This window comes from Xenorhabdus poinarii G6 (assembly GCF_000968175.1).
GTDB lineage: Bacteria > Pseudomonadota > Gammaproteobacteria > Enterobacterales > Enterobacteriaceae > Xenorhabdus > Xenorhabdus poinarii.
The window spans coordinates 300,111-316,988 of record NZ_FO704551.1 but is presented as its reverse complement, the minus strand read 5'-3'; the positions used below and the strand labels follow the sequence as shown (position 1 = coordinate 316,988).

The following is a 16,878-nucleotide window of genomic DNA, read 5'->3' as shown; positions in this document are numbered from 1 at the left end:
TAGTGAATATTATGGCAGATCTGGTATTACTTTTTCCGTTAGTGTGATCAACCGTTGAGAAGAGACAATACCAGTATATTAACCTCCCTCGCTTCACGATCACCTTGAATCAATAAACAACATCATAACTCACACGATATATTATCCGCAAAGGCGTTAACAACCGAGTCATCATCTGGATATATTGTTATGGAAATTGCAGTTAAATAGAGGTACTTATTTATGAGTAAAACCGCTCCGGTCGGTTTATGGGATCAACCCAAACCCTTTTTCATGATCTTTTTTGTGGAATTGTGGGAACGTTTCGGTTACTACGGTGTTCAGGGTATTCTTGCCGTCTACTTCGTTCAACACCTTGGGTTTTCAGAAACACAATCCTTTATCACGTTTGGTGCATTTACTGCGCTGGTTTATGGCCTGATTTCTATCGGTGGTTATGTCGGTGATCACTTATTGGGGACAAAACGCACCATCGTTCTGGGTGCCATTATTATAGCCATTGGCTATTTTATGATTGGCCTTTCTATCATGAAACCGACACTGATTTTTTATGCCCTGGGCACTGTCGCTGTCGGTAATGGCCTTTTCAAAGCGAATCCCGCCAGCCTGCTGGCGAAATGCTACTCGCCGCAAGACCCCCGTTTGGATGGCGCATTTACGCTCTTCTATATGTCCATCAATCTTGGTTCTCTGGTTTCCCTTGCGCTTGCACCTGTTATTGCCGAAAAATATGGTTATGCTGTTACCTATAATATCTGTGGTATCGGTCTGATTATCGCCCTACTGGTTTATATCGCCTGCCGCCGTATGGTACACAACATCGGTTCAGAGCCAGACCATGCGCCTGTTAACTATGCCACTTTGTTTTTGGTTTTACTGGGTTCAGTCATCATGATTGGTCTCTGTGCCTGGCTACTGCACAACATCAACATTGCCAATATTGTGCTGATGGCGATTTCAACGGTTGTTATCGTGATTTTCTTCTGGCAGGCATTCAAGCAAGATAGAGTCGGCCGCAATAAAATGTTTGTGGCATTTATTCTGATGCTTCAGGCTGTCGTGTTCTATATCCTGTATAACCAGATGCCGACGTCTCTTAATTTCTTTGCCATCAATAACGTTCATCATGAGCTCCTGGGTTTTCACATTAATCCTATCAGTTTCCAGGCGCTGAACCCGTTTTGGATCATCGTTGCCAGCCCTATCCTGGCCGTGATTTACACCCGACTGGGGGCCAAAGGTAAAGATTTTTCTATGCCGACGAAATTTACCTTTGGCATGTTCTTGTGCTCTCTCGGTTTCCTGACTGCCGCCGCTTCTGGTTTATTTGCCGATGCAAATGGTATTACCTCACCGTGGTTTATTGTGCTGGTCTATCTGTTCCAGAGCGTAGGAGAATTAATGATCAGTGCATTGGGATTGGCGATGGTGGCAACGTTTGTGCCCAGTTATCTGACCGGTTTTATCCTCGGTATGTGGTTTCTGTCACAAGCCGCAGCATCTGTATTGGGCAGTTATGTGGCAACTTTGACGGCCGCACCTGAAGGGGTGACAAATCCACTGCAAACCTTGCCTATTTATACGAGTGTGTTTGGCAAAATCGGCGTTGCGACCCTGATTGTCGCGGTGGTAATGGCCTGCATGGTGCCGTGGCTGAACCGTTTTATGAAAGGTGAAGTGAAGGCATAACTGACTCGATTCCAATCGAATTCAGGCACATAAAAAAAATTCTCCGCTCATTCCACAAAGGACATAGCGCGGAGAATTTTTTATAACACCCTATAACACCGGGTGATTACACGAAATGACGTGGTTCTTTACAGCACATCAACCGCATTCAGTTCTTTAAAAGCTTGTTCCAGACGAACAATCATGGAAGCCTGACCAGCACGCAGCCAAACGCGAGGATCATAGAATTTCTTGTTAGGTTTGTCCGCGCCTTCCGGGTTACCTAACTGGCCTTGCAGGTAGCCTTCGTTCTTTTTGTAGTAGTTCAGAATACCTTCCCAGGTTGCCCACTGGGTATCGGTATCGATATTCATTTTCACCACGCCGTAGCTGACGGCTTCCTGAATTTCTTCTGCGGTAGAACCAGAACCACCGTGGAAAACGAAATCCAGGCTGTTGTGTGGCAGGTTGAATTTCTCAGAAACATAATCCTGTGAGTTACGCAGAATTTTTGGTGTCAGTTTAACGTTGCCGGGTTTATACACGCCATGAACGTTACCGAAAGAAGCTGCGATAGTGAAACGCGGGCTGATCGCATTCAGTTTCTGATACGCGTAAGCCACGTCTTCTGGCTGAGTGTACAGGGACGAGCTGTCCAGATGAGTGTTATCAACACCATCTTCTTCACCACCAGTACAGCCCAGTTCGATTTCCAGTGTCATGTCGATTTTCGCCATACGCGCCAGGTATTGGCTGCAAATCTCGATATTTTCTTCCAGCGATTCTTCTGACAAGTCGATCATGTGAGAGGAAAACAGCGGCTTACCCGTTTGTGCGTAGTGTTTTTCACCCGCATCCAGCAGACCGTCGATCCAGGGTAACAGTTTACGAGCACAATGGTCAGTGTGCAGGATAACCGGCACACCATAATATTCTGCCATTTGGTGAACGTGGTGAGCACCTGAAATTGCACCGATGATTGCGGTTTGTTGACCTTCTGCTTTCAGTCCCTTACCTGCAACGAAAGAGGCACCACCGTTAGAGAACTGAATAATAACCGGAGCACGTACTTTTGCCGCCGTTTCCAACACTGCGTTGATGGAATCCGTACCAACACAGTTAACCGCTGGCAATGCGAAATTGTTTTCTTTAGCAACGGCAAAGACTTTTTGAACATCATCACCAGTGATGACACCCGGTTTTACGAAATCAAAAATTTTAGACATGTTACGTGGTCCTGTATTGACATTGAACAGGCAGTTAATACTGCCTGTGATTACAACTTAGTTACTTTTAGCACGTTCTTCCAGCATCACAACGGCGGGTAGTTTTTTGCCTTCAACGAACTCAAGGAAAGCGCCCCCCCCGGTAGAGATGTAAGAGATCTTGTCGGCAATGTCGAACAGATCAATTGCCGCCAAGGTATCCCCTCCCCCTGCAATTGAGAAAGCATCGCTCTCAGCAATGGCCTGGGCAATAATTTCAGTTCCTTTACGGAAGTTAGGGAATTCAAAAACCCCGACCGGGCCATTCCACAGAATGGTTTTGGCGTTTTTCAGGATTTCAGCCAAACGTTCAGCAGATGCATCACCTAAGTCAAGGATCTGTTCATCATCTTTAATGTCGCGGGTGGACTTCAGCGTAGCTTCCGCAGTTTCAGAGAACTCTGTCGCGACACGAACATCGGTAGGAACAGGAATATCACAGCTTTCCAGCAGCTTTTTCGCCTCTGGAATCAAATCATCTTCGTACAGTGAACGCCCCACATTGTGCCCTTCAGCGGCAACAAAGGTGTTAGCAATCCCACCGCCGATGATCAGTTGATCAGCAATTTTGGACAGTGAATCAAGCACCGTCAGTTTGGTTGAGACTTTCGATCCGCCGACAATCGCCACCATTGGGCGCGCAGGGTTGTGCAGGGCTTTCCCCAACGCCTCCAGTTCACCAGACAGCAGCGGGCCAGCACAAGCAATGGGGGCAAATTTCGCAACGCCGTGTGTTGACGCTTGCGCACGATGTGCAGTACCGAAAGCATCCATCACATATACATCACACAGTGCGGCATATTGCTTTGATAACGTTTCGTCATCTTTTTTCTCACCTTTGTTGAAGCGAACGTTTTCCAGAACAACCAGTTCGCCTTCCACCACTTCAACACCATCCAGATAGTTTTTTTCCAGACGAACAGGAGAAGAAAGTGTGGCTTTCAGATAATCAACGACAGGTTGCAGTGAGAACGCTTCGTTGTATTCTCCCTCTGTTGGGCGTCCCAGGTGAGAAGTAACCATGACCTTGGCTCCCTGACTCAGCGCAGCCTCAATCGTCGGCAAAGATGCTCGGATACGTGCATCAGAAGTCACTTTGCCATCTTTTACAGGCACATTCAGATCAGCACGGATCAGTACACGTTTACCCGCCAGATCTAAATCAGTCATCTTAATTACAGACATGGTGAATCCTCTCATTGATTCTTTTATAAAATTACTTCATCTTCTGCTGTGCGCCGTGTATGACACAACAAATAATTATTTGAAACCCGTTGCCGCCATTGCCAACGTTGTATCAAGCATACGATTGGCAAAGCCCCACTCATTGTCACACCATACCAGGGTTTTTATCAGATGTTTGCCGCTAACCCGAGTCTGTGTGCCATCCACAATGGCACTGTGGGGATCGTGGTTAAAGTCCGCTGAAACGAGCGGTAAATCCGTGTAATCCACTATACCACGAAACTCGCTACCCGCTGATTTTTGCAGGCGCTGGTTGACCTCTTCAACATTCACCGCCTCGCAAACGGTGACGCTCAAATCAATGGCGGTCACATTGATAGTCGGCACCCGCACGGAAATGGCTTCAAACCGATCACTGAATTTAGGGAAAACACGCGTGATCCCCGCAGCCAGTTTTGTATCAACAGGAATGATCGATTGACTGGCGGCTCTGGTTCGACGTAAATCACGGTGATAAGCGTCAATCACCGGTTGATCATTCATAGAGGCGTGGATGGTTGTTACCGTACCGGATTCAATATTGAACGCGTCATCCAATACTTTGATAATCGGAATGATGCAATTTGTTGTACAGGACGCATTGGACACAATGCAATCTTCGGCCACTAATGCATGGTGATTGACACCATAGACCACCGTTGCATCCAGATTATTGCCTCCCGGATGTGAAAACAGAACTTTTTTGGCTCCGCTGGCGATATGCAGCTCTCCGTCCGCCCGTTCACCATATTGACCCGTGCAATCAAGCACAATATCAATGTCTAACGCTTTCCAGGGCAACGCTGTGATCTCAGGTTGATGAAACAGTCGAATCATATCGTCGCCTACCTGCAATAAATTCCCCTGCAAGCGTACATCCCATGCAAAACGTCCATGACTGGAATCGTATTTCAATAAGTGAGCAATGCCTTCTGCATCTGCCAGCTCATTAATTGCGATCACGGAAATCTCAGCCCGACGCCCGGATTCGTAAAGGGCGCGCAGGACACTGCGCCCTATTCTCCCGAAACCGTTAATCGCTACCTTGATAGTCATATTACTTCCTGAATTTTTCTTTGTTCATGCAACCGCTTAGGATAACTGAGCAATGCCTGCTTGTACGGATAGTTCATCACAAAATTGGCCAAATATGTGACAGACCCATCTTATGTATTGGGTTTATATAACAGACTGAAACGGTTCAGCGACAATATAAAAGCAGCCTACGAGAAAAAAAGCGCAATGGCAAGCACCATTAACCACATCACAGAAGAATATTTGGACAAAAAAAGAGCGCATTCGCTCTAACATTGATGCGAATGCGCTTTATGCAGGGTGTTTGTTGATTATTTCAGCAAATCTGACGCTTTGGCGACCACATTTTCAACCGTAAAACCGAACTCGTTGAACAGTGCATCAGCAGGGGCAGATTCACCGAATGTATTCATACCGACGATAGCACCATTGATACCAACGTACTTGAACCAGTAATCAGAAATACCCGCTTCAATAGCAACCCGCGCAGAAACTGCCGCAGGCAGTACCGATTCACGATAGTCAGCATCCTGCTTATCAAAGGCATCAGTCGATGGCATAGACACCACGCGAACCTGACGACCTTCAGCACTCAGTTGATCCGCGGCTTTCACGGCCAGTTCCACTTCTGAACCCGTTGCAATCAAAATCAGTTCAGGCTGGGCTGCACAATCTTTCAGGATGTAAGCCCCTTTCTCGATATTCGCCAACTGCTCAGCGGTACGTTCCTGCTGGGCCAGATTTTGACGGGAGAAAATCAGTGACGTTGGGCCATCTTTACGTTCAATGGCATATTTCCATGCCACCGCAGATTCAACCTGGTCACATGGGCGCCATGTGCTCATGTTGGGTGTTACACGCAGGCTGGCAATTTGCTCTACTGGCTGGTGAGTCGGGCCGTCTTCACCCAAACCGATGGAATCATGGGTATAAACGAAGATGCTACGTATTTTCATCAATGCCGCCATACGGACAGCATTACGTGCATATTCCACGAACATCAGGAACGTTGCGCCATAAGGGACAAAACCGCCATGCAGTGCAATACCGTTCATGATGGCAGACATACCGAATTCACGTACACCATAGTGAATGTAGTTGCCATCCTGAGTTTCGTTCAATGGTTTCGAACCAGACCACATCGTCAGGTTACTCGGTGCCAGGTCAGCAGAGCCGCCCATGAATTCTGGCAGAACTTGACCGAATGCTTCCAGCGCGTTTTGTGATGCCTTACGGCTGGCAATGGAAGCCGGATTTTGTTGCAGGTTTTCAATGAATGCTTTGGATTCAGCCTCCCAGTTCGCTGGCAGTTCACCGCGAGTACGGCGGGTGAATTCAGCAGCCAGTTCTGGATAGGCTTGCGCATATTCCGCAAACATCGCTTCCCAGGCCGTTTCTTTGGTTTTGCCTGCGGCCTGAGCGTTCCAGTCAGCATAAATATGCTGAGGGATTTCAAACGCAGGATGTTCCCAACCCAATGCCTTGCGCGTTGCTTCAATTTCAGCATCACCCAAGGGGGCACCGTGACATTCTTCTTTACCTGCTTTGTTTGGCGAACCAAAACCGATGACGGTTTTGCACATCAACAGCGATGGTTTACCTGTCTCTTGACGTGCTGCGTCGATGGCTGCCGCAATTGCATCAGCGTCATGACCATCAATACCACGAATGACATGCCAGCCGTAAGCTTCAAAGCGGGCAGCGGTATCATCGGTGAACCAGCCTTCGACTTCACCGTCGATAGAGATGCCGTTGTCATCATAGAATGCAATCAATTTGCCCAGTTTCAGTGTTCCAGCCAAAGAGCAAACTTCATGGGAGATCCCTTCCATCATACAGCCGTCACCCATGAAGACATAAGTGTAGTGATCGACGATATCATGGCCTGGACGGTTGAACTGCGCTGCCAGTGTCCGTTCTGCAATCGCAAAACCGACTGCGTTAGCAATACCCTGCCCCAATGGGCCAGTGGTCGTTTCTACGCCGGGGGTATAGCCATATTCTGGATGGCCTGGCGTTTTAGAGTGCAATTGACGGAAATTTTTCAAATCATCAATAGAAACATCATAACCAGTCAGGTGCAGCAGGCTATAAATCAGCATAGAACCGTGGCCATTGGATAACACGAAACGGTCACGATCAACCCAGTTAGGATTCGCTGGGCTATGGTTCAGATAATCGCGCCACAGCACTTCGGCAATATCAGCCATTCCCATTGGGGCGCCAGGATGGCCTGATTTTGCTTTCTGCACAGCATCCATGCTCAAGAAACGGATAGCATTAGCAAGGGTTTTACGAGTGGTCATTCTTTACTCCAAGTCGGATAAAAGCGTTAGTGAACTAAGATCTAATTTTCGCAGCGCAGCATACAAACCGCAATCATTAATGCCTGATAAGGAAAACTATCTTAATTTTCCCCGGGGCACAATTCTTTGATTTACCCCGTTGTTTTGGCGTCTTTTCAAGACGGTGCGAAACAGTGAATGTTCTCTAACGCGAATCATTTACCGCTTCATAGAACAGTAAATGTCATCATTTTCATCCTCAAAATTCATTCCTCTTACTATTCTATTGCGGAGACAGGGCTTTTGGTTTAAAGCCCCTCTTTAAGGGAGAATGAAACATTGAATAAAACATCGGTTGAGAGAGTAAGAATCCGTCTTGCATTCACGCAATACCAGTAAACCTCAAAAACGCACCGATCAATAATCCCGCTCCGCGGCATACACAGACCAGATACGACGAACATGCACGGTGATCTCTTCCCGATCGTGATACAGATGTTTCGCCTGAATCTGCGCATTCACCCCGTTTTCGTTCAACTGCTGCTCTATTTTTTGCAAAATATGCGCCACTTCCTCATAACGCTTTTTCATTGGCAATTTAAGATTGAAAATCGCCTCACGACACCAGCTTTTAACCAGCCAATCGGTCATCAGTTGTGCCACCTTCGCCGGTTTCTCAACCATGTCACAAACCAGCCAATAAATATTTTTCACTGAGGGTTCAAATTTAAAGCCATCCACACGATGGTGCTTCACCTGACCCGTTTCCATTAAACTCTCAGCCATCGGACCATTGTCTACCGCATGAACCAGCATACTGCGTTTCACGAGCTGGTAAGTCCATCCCCCCGGACAAGCACCGAGATCCACGGCATGCAGGCCGCTACCCAAACGCTCTTCCCACTCGTCATAAGGAATAAAGACATGGAAGGCTTCTTCCAGTTTCAGCGTTGAACGGCTTGGTGCATCTGAAGGAAATTTGAGACGAGGAATCCCCATATAAAAACGAGCGTTATTGTTGCTGTAAGAATAACCGACATAGCAACAACCCGGCGCGATAAAAAAGACATGGATCACGGGACGATTGCTATTTTCCTTCGCCAGCAGAAGTTTCTCCTGACGCATCGCATTACGCAGCGGAACCGTAAACTTACGACAAAATTTCATCAGCTCTTTGCTTTCATTGGTATCTGGCACTTCTACGCGCAGTTCACCCGCCCTTTCAATAACACCGGTCAACATACCAATCACCGGTGTAACGCGATCTTCCGGCGGTAAATCTTTCAACAACTCGCCAACAACCAACATTTGACGGGCAAAAATTAATTCATTGAACGGCACTTCACGGATCAGGCGATCCGCATCATCCGGCTGATAACACTCAAACAGCACATATCCGCTGTTATCTTTTACACGAGCAAAACCGTAGATCTCTTTCTTACCCGCTTTATCGGTAATTTCTGCCGCACACTCTTTTTCAAAACCAGGGCGGCAATATAAAGCAACTTTATTCATGGCTAGACGCCGATTTCCTTAGACGCAGAGCGCCAATTAATACGCATAACCAACCCATGAGAAAACTGAACCCACCGATTGGTGTCAAATAAGCCCAAAACTTTAACGGGGAAAAGGCCAGACAATAAAGGCTGCCACTAAACAGCACCATTCCCACAGCGAAAAAAATTCCACTCCAACCAAACAATGCAACAGGCTGGCGTATCCATAACGCGGCCAGTGCCATCATCGCGAGTGTATGCAATCCCTGATATTGCAAGCCAGTATGAATCCATTCCATCTGACGTGGTGTCAGGACTGGCGCTAACCAATGTGTGCCCATCGCACCGAATGCCACGTAGAAAAAACCACTGATCCCAACAAAAATAAGCATGACTTTACTATTCATCACACCACTCCAGTTTCTGTCTGCCAACGATGGAATATCACGATGAAGAATGTTGCGTGATAAACCCTAACCTTTCTTGCTCAATCGCAGCTTGCGTCAGTATCCATTTTCTAAAGGCCGCGATCTTGCCCAATTCTGCCTGATTATCGTGGCAAACCAAATAAAATGCATTCTTACTGACCAAAACATCATTGAATGGACAGACAAGACGTCCTGCATCAATTTCATTTTGTGCCATGACATTATTCGCCAGAGCAATGCCTTGACCATGCACAGCCGCCTGAATCACCATCGCACTGTGGCTGAATATCGGCCCTTGCTGCACATTGATCTGCGGCTGCATATCAAGCTGGCGGATATAGGCTTGCCAATCCCGTCGGGATGAATCGTGTAATAAAGTATGACTGGCGAGATCGGCCGGTGTTTTGAGTGGATGCTCCCCTGTCAACAGCGCGGGAGAACAAACAGGTAGCAGATATTCCGGGTAAAGACGATCCGTTCGTAATCCCGGCCAATTTCCCCTGCCATAAAAAATGGCCACATCAACATCGTCAGTCAGTTTATCTTCTTCCCGATCGATGGCCTGAATTCGGACATCGATCCCGGGAAAACTCTGATTAAAACCAGAAAGCCGGGGAACTAACCACTGGATCGCAAAACTGGGGGATAAACTGACGGTTAACGCCCCCTTTGCACTGCGGGTCTGGAGCTTACGGGTCGCATCATTGATAGCCGTAAAAATCTCCTTAATATCGAGATAGTAGCTCTGCCCCTCTTCCGTCAACAATAACGAACGATTGCGCCGCCGAAAAAGCTTTAATCCCAAAAAATCTTCCAGGCTTTTCATTTGATGGCTAACCGCGGCCTGTGTCACAAATAATTCTTCTGCCGCCTTAGTAAAACTTAAATGACGAGCCGCAGCATCAAAAACGCGTAACGCATTGAGTGGTGGTAAACGTTTAGACATGTTCGCTTCTTATCTGTTAGTGACGATACCGGTAACTCTTTTCATTCAGGTATTAGTTTTTATAATCCGAAGCATTATAATTTGTCCATTGATGATATACCAGCAAATCCCTATAGTGTGCGCACTTCCTAAGCCGGAACGAAAAGTCTCTTTGTAGCGATACATTGGCACTTTTGGCTTTGTGGTTGTGATGTTGTGTTTGCAAGTTGTCTGGGAAACCAGACTTTGTAGCGTAAGCTACTGTTTTTTTTCACTTCCTGTACATTTACCCTGTCTGTCCATAGTGATTTTTTTAATGCACCGCCGTTGCGGTGCTTTTTTTCTCGACGTTCTTCTGTAAAATTCCCCTTCCCTGGATGAAAGAAAAGCTTATTCTTTGTCACACAACGATTAAATTAGCGCCGTTTATGAAAGCCTTTGACTCAGAAAAATTCCGCCGGTACTTTCCTGCCCTGCAACAATCCACAACCTTTTTGGACAGTGCTGCCACAGCATTAAAACCAGCCTGTATGATTGAAGCAACCCAGCACTATTACCAAAACCACAGTGCAACAGTACATCGCAGCCAACATGCCACGGCACACGCCATGACGGCCCGTTATGAACACGCCCGCTCACAAGTGGCGGAGCTGATCAACGCGCCATTCGCTGAGAATATTATTTGGACGAAAGGCACGACTGAGGCCATTAATCTGGTGGCCCAAAGTTACTTCCGTCCCCGCCTGAAAGCGGGTGATGAAATCATCGTTAGCGAACAGGAACACCATGCTAACCTGCTACCGTGGCTGATGCTGGCGGAACAAACGGGGGCTAAAATCGTGAAATGGCCGCTAGGTGATCGACGCCAACCAGAAATCGAAACCCTGGCAAACCGCTTAAATGAAAATAGCCGCCTGGTTGCCATTAGCCAAATGTCAAACGTGACGGGGGCAGCCGTCGATTTATCTCAGATCACCAAACTCGTCCACCAGTATGATTGTCACGTTCTGGTCGATGGTGCTCAGGGCATCGTTCATACCCCTGTCAATGTGCAACAATGGGATATCGATTTTTATGCCTTCTCGGCCCATAAACTGTATGGCCCAAATGGGGTCGGTGTGTTGTATGGCAAAACTGAACACCTGAATACGATGGCTCCGTGGCACGGGGGTGGGAAAATGCTGACTCAAGTGTCATTTGATGGCTTTACACCGGAAGCCGTACCTTATCGTTTTGAAGCGGGTACCCCGAATGTGGCGGGGGTGATCAGCTTTGCCGCCACATTGGAATGGCTGAAAACCATTGATATTCATCTTGCTGAATCCCATGCGGTAACCCTGACGGATTATACAGAACAACAACTCAGCACGTTGCCGGGTTTTATCAGTTATCGTGTGGCAGGCTCCAGTTTATTGGCTTTCAATATCGCCGGAATACACCACAGCGACCTGGCGACACTGGTGGCCGAGCAAAATATTTCCCTGCGTTCCGGGCAACATTGTGCTCAGCCGTTACTGGATGCGCTTGGGATCAGCGGCTGCCTGCGCGCTTCGTTTTTGCCTTATAACAACCAGCAAGATGCAGATAAGCTAATCAGTGCGGTGAAGTTTGCGCTATCACTGCTGAATGAGTGAGGTTGCCTTGTGATTTCTCACCGCAAATCGCTTTCGTTTAACAGTATAATTGTTATGATGCTGGGTTCTTATTCCGGGCAAACCAGCGATACATTCACGGCAAGACAAATAACCCATGACACAACTTTCAAATACGCTTCTCGCTCCGCATCCATTCGGAACCGAAATCACCGAACAACAACTGCTGGAAAACTTCCGGCAATGCGCATTGTGGGAAGATCGCTATCGGCAGCTTATCGGGCTTGCCAGAAAGCTACCCTCTTTATCGGATGAATTGAAACAACAAAATATCGAAATGTCCGGCTGTGAAAACCGGGTCTGGCTGGGGCATCAATGCTTGCCGGACGGACGGTTACATTTTTATGGTGATAGCGAAGGCCGTATTGTCAAAGGCTTATTAGCCATTCTGCTGACCACTGCGGAAGGTAAAACATCTGAACAAATTTCACAAACACCTTTCGCTGACTTATTCCGACAACTTGGCCTTGAGCAACAACTCAGTAGCTCAAGGCTCAATGGGGTGAAATCCCTGATCAGCACCATTCAGGACATTGCCAGTACTTACAGTCGGTAGGTTCAATTAAAGCGTATTTTCCCGCTCCGCTTTTGCCACCATCTTTTTCAAGGCATGGGATACCGCAACAAAACCAAAGGTCGCCGTCACCATCGTTGCGGCACCAAAACCGGATGCGCAATCCATTCGTTTTGTCCCTTCCGCAGTGCGTTTGGCCGCACAAACGCTACCGTCGGATTGAGGATAAACCAACTGTTCTGTTGAAAAAACACAGTCAATGCCCAACTTACCCTTGCCGTTTTTCACCACACGATAATCCGATTTCAAGCGTTCTTTCAGCTTCGCCGCTAATGGGTCTTGTACCGTTTTCGCTAAGTCCACCACCTGGATCTGAGTAGGATCAAGTTGCCCGCCCGCTCCGCCAGTGGTGACTACCGGGATCTTATAACGACGACAATACGCCAATAACGCCGCTTTTGGCCGTATGCTGTCAATGGCATCAATCACATAGCTGAATTCTGCGGACACCAACTCAGCAACATTATCCGGCGTGACAAAATCATCAATGCAAGTCACCTGACACTCAGGATTGATTGCCCGTATCCGCTCAGCAATGACCTCGGTTTTTGGCAAACCCACATTTTGTACCAGAGTGTGCAGTTGACGATTGGTATTGGTGATACAAACATCATCCATATCAATCAAGGTAATCGCGCCAATACCTGTTCGCGCCAGGGCTTCTGCCGCCCATGACCCCACCCCACCAATGCCGATAACACAAACATGTGAACGGGCAAATAATGACAGTGCTTTCTGGCCATATAACCGGGCCGTCCCCGCAAAACGTTGAAGATAAGCATCAGAGAGAGAAACTTGCATTACTAAATACATCCTACATAAAACCTACCTCACTTGAGATAGGTTATCGATTGGTTGTTTGAATGAGAGGGATCTTACTGGTTTGCCGCCAAAAAACCAGCTGAGGCTTTTTTCAATACCCAAACACGGCCATAGTGATTATAAAAACCGGCCATTTCACCGGGTTCTTTCCCAACACCATGATAAATATCGAAATGATTTCCTTTTATGGCGCCGCCAACGTCCAGCGCCACCATCAGACGCATCTGATACTGACCGGTAAATTTGCCCATCTCATCCAGTACAGGGACTTCCGCCAGCAGCGCTGTTCCGGGCGGAATTAAGGATTTATCGGACGCGACCGAAGCTTTTGCCACAAGGGGGACGGCGCTTGCGCCTCTCACCAGGGTAAAGGGTTCGGGTTTAAAAAAAACAAATGAAGGGTTTTGTTCCAGTAATGCTTTCACTTCGGCTTCACTATGTTGTTCCGCCCACTGACGAATCGCCCTCATGGACATTTTGTCCTTTGGCACTTCATCACGATCAATCAACACCTTGCCAATACTGCGATAAGCATGACCATTTTTTCCCCCATAACCAAAAAAGGTCAATGGACGCCCATCCCCAAAATTGACATAACCACTGCCTTGCACTTCCATCATAAAATTATCTATCAGGGAATTGCTGTATCCGATAATAAATTTCTTGTTCAGGGCACCGCGATATATCGCAGCGCGAGTTGGCAAGCGGAAACCCGAACTGGTTGGCATACGGTAAAGGGGATATTTAAATTCTCCCTGTTTAGTGTATCGCGCATTCAGTACGGGCGTGTAATACCCCGTAAATTTTACGTTGCCGTAGTTATCACTGCCTTCCATCTGATAAGCCAGCAAACCAAACTCATTCAAATCGCGGGTATCGCCACCTGACCGCATCCAGCGCTTGACCGCCTCAAAAATTTCGCGGTTATTGGCATAAAGTCGGGGAGACGTTTCACTGATATAGTTAACCTGAGTCACAAAATCGCTGGCATTCACCGGAGAACCTTCGGCATTAGGTGTATTAACCAACTGGAAGTCATGGGTAATGTGCCCATCCTTATATTGTTGAGCCTGATCAGTCGGTCGAGAATGACATCCTGATAACAAGGAAATGATAATGCCAAATAAAAGATATTTGCCCCGAACTTTCATACTAATGCCTTCTCTCCAGTCGTCACTTACACCAACTGCGAACAATACCAAACACCAATACATAATGAAATGTCGTGATCCATGTTGTTATCCATATCGTTATCCACGTCGTGATAGCAACAGTGATTAAGATAATCAGCCGTTACCCCCCAATAAACCGAACAAAAAAAAGTCAATAAGGTTGTTTTTGGTTCAAAAAACAAAAAGATTTCACCAATATTAATAAAAAAGCTTGCAACTACTTCGTTCCCAAGTATAGTGTGCCCTCATCGGACGCGGGGTGGAGCAGCCTGGTAGCTCGTCGGGCTCATAACCCGAAGGTCGTCGGTTCAAATCCGGCCCCCGCAACCAATAACAACGATGTTATCGTTGGTAATATCCAGAAAATCTGGCAGTAAAGAATGACATCATTCAATATTTGCATCCTCGGTTGATTATCGAGATATGCAGATAGACGGACGCGGGGTGGAGCAGCCTGGTAGCTCGTCGGGCTCATAACCCGAAGGTCGTCGGTTCAAATCCGGCCCCCGCAACCAACATTGACATGATGCCATTATTCAATATTTGCACTTTGGGTTAATCATCAAAATCTGCAAATAGACGGACGCGGGGTGGAGCAGCCTGGTAGCTCGTCGGGCTCATAACCCGAAGGTCGTCGGTTCAAATCCGGCCCCCGCAACCACTTTCAGTAAGTTATCTTCTATCTTCATATTTATCCCTGTTCTATTTCTTCTACTGTTTTCTCCCATGTTAAAATCAGCATTTAAATATGCGTTAAATTCTGCTAAAAAAATCCGCATCAAAACCTAGCATTATCCAGATAATGGGGCAAAAATTACCTGCATGGTGAGCAATGAATCTCAGGCGGGTATTTCACCGCCGTGCCAATTCAGCGCCATTTTTAAAATACGCCTTAATACCCGCAAAAATAGATTCCGCTACTTTTTGTTGAAATTTTGCCGTCTTAAGTTTGCGCTCTTCTTCCAAATTACTAATAAATGCGGTTTCGACCAAAATGGACGGAATATCTGGGGCTTTCAATACGGCGAAACCCGCCTGATCAACACCATTTTTATGCAGCTTATTGATTTTTCCCATCCGTTTAAGCACTTCATGACCAAATTTCAAGCTATCATTGATCGTTGCGGTTTGAATCAAATCCAACATGGTATGATCCAAATATTTATCACCACTTTTGCTAACGCCACCAATCAGGTCAGCCTCATTCTGCGTTTGAGCAAGAAAGCGGGCGGTGTTGCTGGTCGCGCCCTTAGTTGACAGCGCAAACACCGATGATCCCCGAGCAGAGCGATTTGTAAACGCATCGGCATGAATAGACACAAAGAGATCAGCCTGCATCTTACGGGCTTTCGCCACTCTCACCTTCAACGGAATAAAGACATCTTCATTACGTGTCATGTAAACTTTCATACCCGGCTCACGCTTGATAAGTGCCTGTAAGCGGCGGGCAATTTGCAACACAATATCTTTTTCACGCGTCTTATATTTTCCGATCGCGCCAGTATCTTCACCACCATGACCGGGATCAAGCATAATCACAATCGGCCGGTCTTGCCCTGCTTTGCCGGGTTTACGATGCCTGACGGGTAAATCCTGCGCCAGACTTCCGTTGTTGTACTCTTCCAGCAAAGCCAGTAAAGGGTCATCATCCACATTAGCCGCTTTTTTAGGATACAGATCGAGGACTAAACGGTGTTTAAACTTTGCAATGGGGGGTAATGTAAAAATATGCGGCGCAACAGCTTGCTTGATTTCAAAAACCAAACGCACTGTCTTTGGGTTAAATTGCCCTGCCCTCACTAATTTCAAGTAAGGATCGCGTGGCTGAACCTGTGCCCCCATCCCGCTCAACACACGATTAAGCTGGATACCCTGCAAATCAATCACAATCCGATTCGGATTTGAAAGTGAAAACTGGCGATATTTAAGGGGAATATTCGATTCCAACGTCACTCTGGTGTAACTGGACGCAGGCCAAATACGAACAGCAATAACGTTCGAAGTCGCTGCATAGCCCACTGGACTGATGCTTAATAGCCATACAGCCGCTACACCTTTTAACAGGCGACGACGTGAAATATTATGGTCTGAATGACTCATCGTTTATTCCATTTAAAAACAACCAAACTTAATAATTTTTTACCAGAGATAATCGTTAAGCCGGCACTCTAATTAATTCGTGAACGCCTGTCATCAAAAAATACATTTTTAATCCCCCTAATCCATGTATGCCAATATCAATAATAGCGTTATTTTTATCCGTATTCCCCCTTGCCATTCCGTCACAAAAGAATAAAAATACATAAAATACGAATAAAAATTCACTCAGAGA

General features: G+C 46.8%; 13 protein-coding genes and 3 tRNA genes. 6 read left to right on the top strand and 10 right to left on the bottom strand.

Translation table 11 applies throughout. The annotated features are described in order from the left end of the window. Window positions 1-222 precede the first annotated feature (222 nt). Window positions 223-1,689, top strand: a complete 1,467-nt coding sequence (gene dtpB / locus XPG1_RS01280) for a dipeptide/tripeptide permease DtpB (protein ID WP_045957475.1) — start codon at window positions 223-225, stop codon at window positions 1,687-1,689. Between the two features lie 128 nt (window positions 1,690-1,817). On the opposite strand, the gene fbaA is transcribed toward dtpB, so the two are convergent. From fbaA to XPG1_RS01245, 7 genes are all read right to left on the bottom strand, one after another. Continuing rightward, window positions 1,818-2,894 (bottom strand): class II fructose-bisphosphate aldolase, encoded by a 1,077-nt coding sequence (gene fbaA, locus XPG1_RS01275; protein ID WP_045957474.1) that lies wholly within the window; start codon window positions 2,892-2,894, stop codon window positions 1,818-1,820. Between the two features lie 57 nt (window positions 2,895-2,951). Then, complete coding sequence (pgk, locus tag XPG1_RS01270; RefSeq protein WP_045957473.1) at window positions 2,952-4,118, bottom strand: phosphoglycerate kinase; 1,167 nt, start codon at window positions 4,116-4,118, stop codon at window positions 2,952-2,954. Window positions 4,119-4,193: 75 nt separating this feature from the next. Further along, window positions 4,194-5,213: an erythrose-4-phosphate dehydrogenase gene (gene epd, locus XPG1_RS01265; RefSeq protein WP_045957472.1), complete on the bottom strand. Its 1,020-nt coding sequence runs from the start codon at window positions 5,211-5,213 to the stop codon at window positions 4,194-4,196. Window positions 5,214-5,503: 290 nt separating this feature from the next. After that, the gene (tkt, locus tag XPG1_RS01260) at window positions 5,504-7,498 is read right to left on the bottom strand and encodes a transketolase (protein ID WP_045957471.1); all 1,995 of its coding nucleotides are present in this window, start codon (window positions 7,496-7,498) and stop codon (window positions 5,504-5,506) included. Window positions 7,499-7,894: 396 nt separating this feature from the next. Next, a complete protein-coding gene (gene rlmM / locus XPG1_RS01255; protein ID WP_045957470.1) occupies window positions 7,895-8,992 on the bottom strand; it encodes a 23S rRNA (cytidine(2498)-2'-O)-methyltransferase RlmM in 1,098 nt (365 codons plus the stop codon). Continuing rightward, window positions 8,985-9,380 carry a DUF423 domain-containing protein gene (locus tag XPG1_RS01250; RefSeq protein ID WP_045957469.1) on the bottom strand — a complete coding sequence of 132 codons (396 nt, stop codon included), beginning with the start codon at window positions 9,378-9,380 and terminating at the stop codon, window positions 8,985-8,987. The genes rlmM and XPG1_RS01250 overlap by 8 nt, the downstream gene beginning before the upstream one ends. A gap of 37 nt (window positions 9,381-9,417) precedes the next feature. Continuing rightward, the gene (locus XPG1_RS01245) at window positions 9,418-10,347 is read right to left on the bottom strand and encodes a transcriptional regulator GcvA (RefSeq protein WP_045957468.1); all 930 of its coding nucleotides are present in this window, start codon (window positions 10,345-10,347) and stop codon (window positions 9,418-9,420) included. 407 nt (window positions 10,348-10,754) lie between these two features. Here XPG1_RS01245 and csdA point away from each other — a divergent pair, with 407 nt between their 5' ends. Continuing rightward, window positions 10,755-11,960, top strand: coding sequence for a cysteine desulfurase CsdA (gene csdA, locus XPG1_RS01240; protein WP_045960295.1), 1,206 nt, complete (start codon window positions 10,755-10,757; stop codon window positions 11,958-11,960). Between the two features lie 115 nt (window positions 11,961-12,075). Next, entirely contained in the window at window positions 12,076-12,534 is a 459-nt protein-coding gene (gene csdE, locus XPG1_RS01235; protein WP_045957467.1) for a cysteine desulfurase sulfur acceptor subunit CsdE, read from the top strand. A gap of 6 nt (window positions 12,535-12,540) precedes the next feature. On the opposite strand, the gene tcdA is transcribed toward csdE, so the two are convergent. Both tcdA and mltA read right to left on the bottom strand, forming a co-directional pair. Further along, window positions 12,541-13,353: a tRNA cyclic N6-threonylcarbamoyladenosine(37) synthase TcdA gene (tcdA, locus tag XPG1_RS01230; RefSeq protein WP_045957466.1), complete on the bottom strand. Its 813-nt coding sequence runs from the start codon at window positions 13,351-13,353 to the stop codon at window positions 12,541-12,543. Window positions 13,354-13,427: 74 nt separating this feature from the next. Beyond that, window positions 13,428-14,525 carry a murein transglycosylase A gene (gene mltA / locus XPG1_RS01225; RefSeq protein ID WP_045957465.1) on the bottom strand — a complete coding sequence of 366 codons (1,098 nt, stop codon included), beginning with the start codon at window positions 14,523-14,525 and terminating at the stop codon, window positions 13,428-13,430. 274 nt (window positions 14,526-14,799) lie between these two features. On the opposite strand from mltA, the gene XPG1_RS01220 reads away from it, so the two are divergent. The 3 genes from XPG1_RS01220 (at window position 14,800) to XPG1_RS01210 (ending at window position 15,207) form a co-directional block, all read left to right on the top strand. Next, window positions 14,800-14,876, top strand: a tRNA-Met gene (locus XPG1_RS01220). A 108-nt stretch (window positions 14,877-14,984) separates the two neighbouring features. After that, a tRNA-Met gene (locus XPG1_RS01215) sits at window positions 14,985-15,061 on the top strand. 69 nt (window positions 15,062-15,130) lie between these two features. After that, window positions 15,131-15,207 (top strand) — tRNA-Met (locus XPG1_RS01210). 191 nt (window positions 15,208-15,398) lie between these two features. Here XPG1_RS01210 and amiC read toward each other — a convergent pair. Then, window positions 15,399-16,646 carry an N-acetylmuramoyl-L-alanine amidase AmiC gene (gene amiC, locus XPG1_RS01205; protein ID WP_045957464.1) on the bottom strand — a complete coding sequence of 416 codons (1,248 nt, stop codon included), beginning with the start codon at window positions 16,644-16,646 and terminating at the stop codon, window positions 15,399-15,401. Window positions 16,647-16,878: the final 232 nt, after the last annotated feature.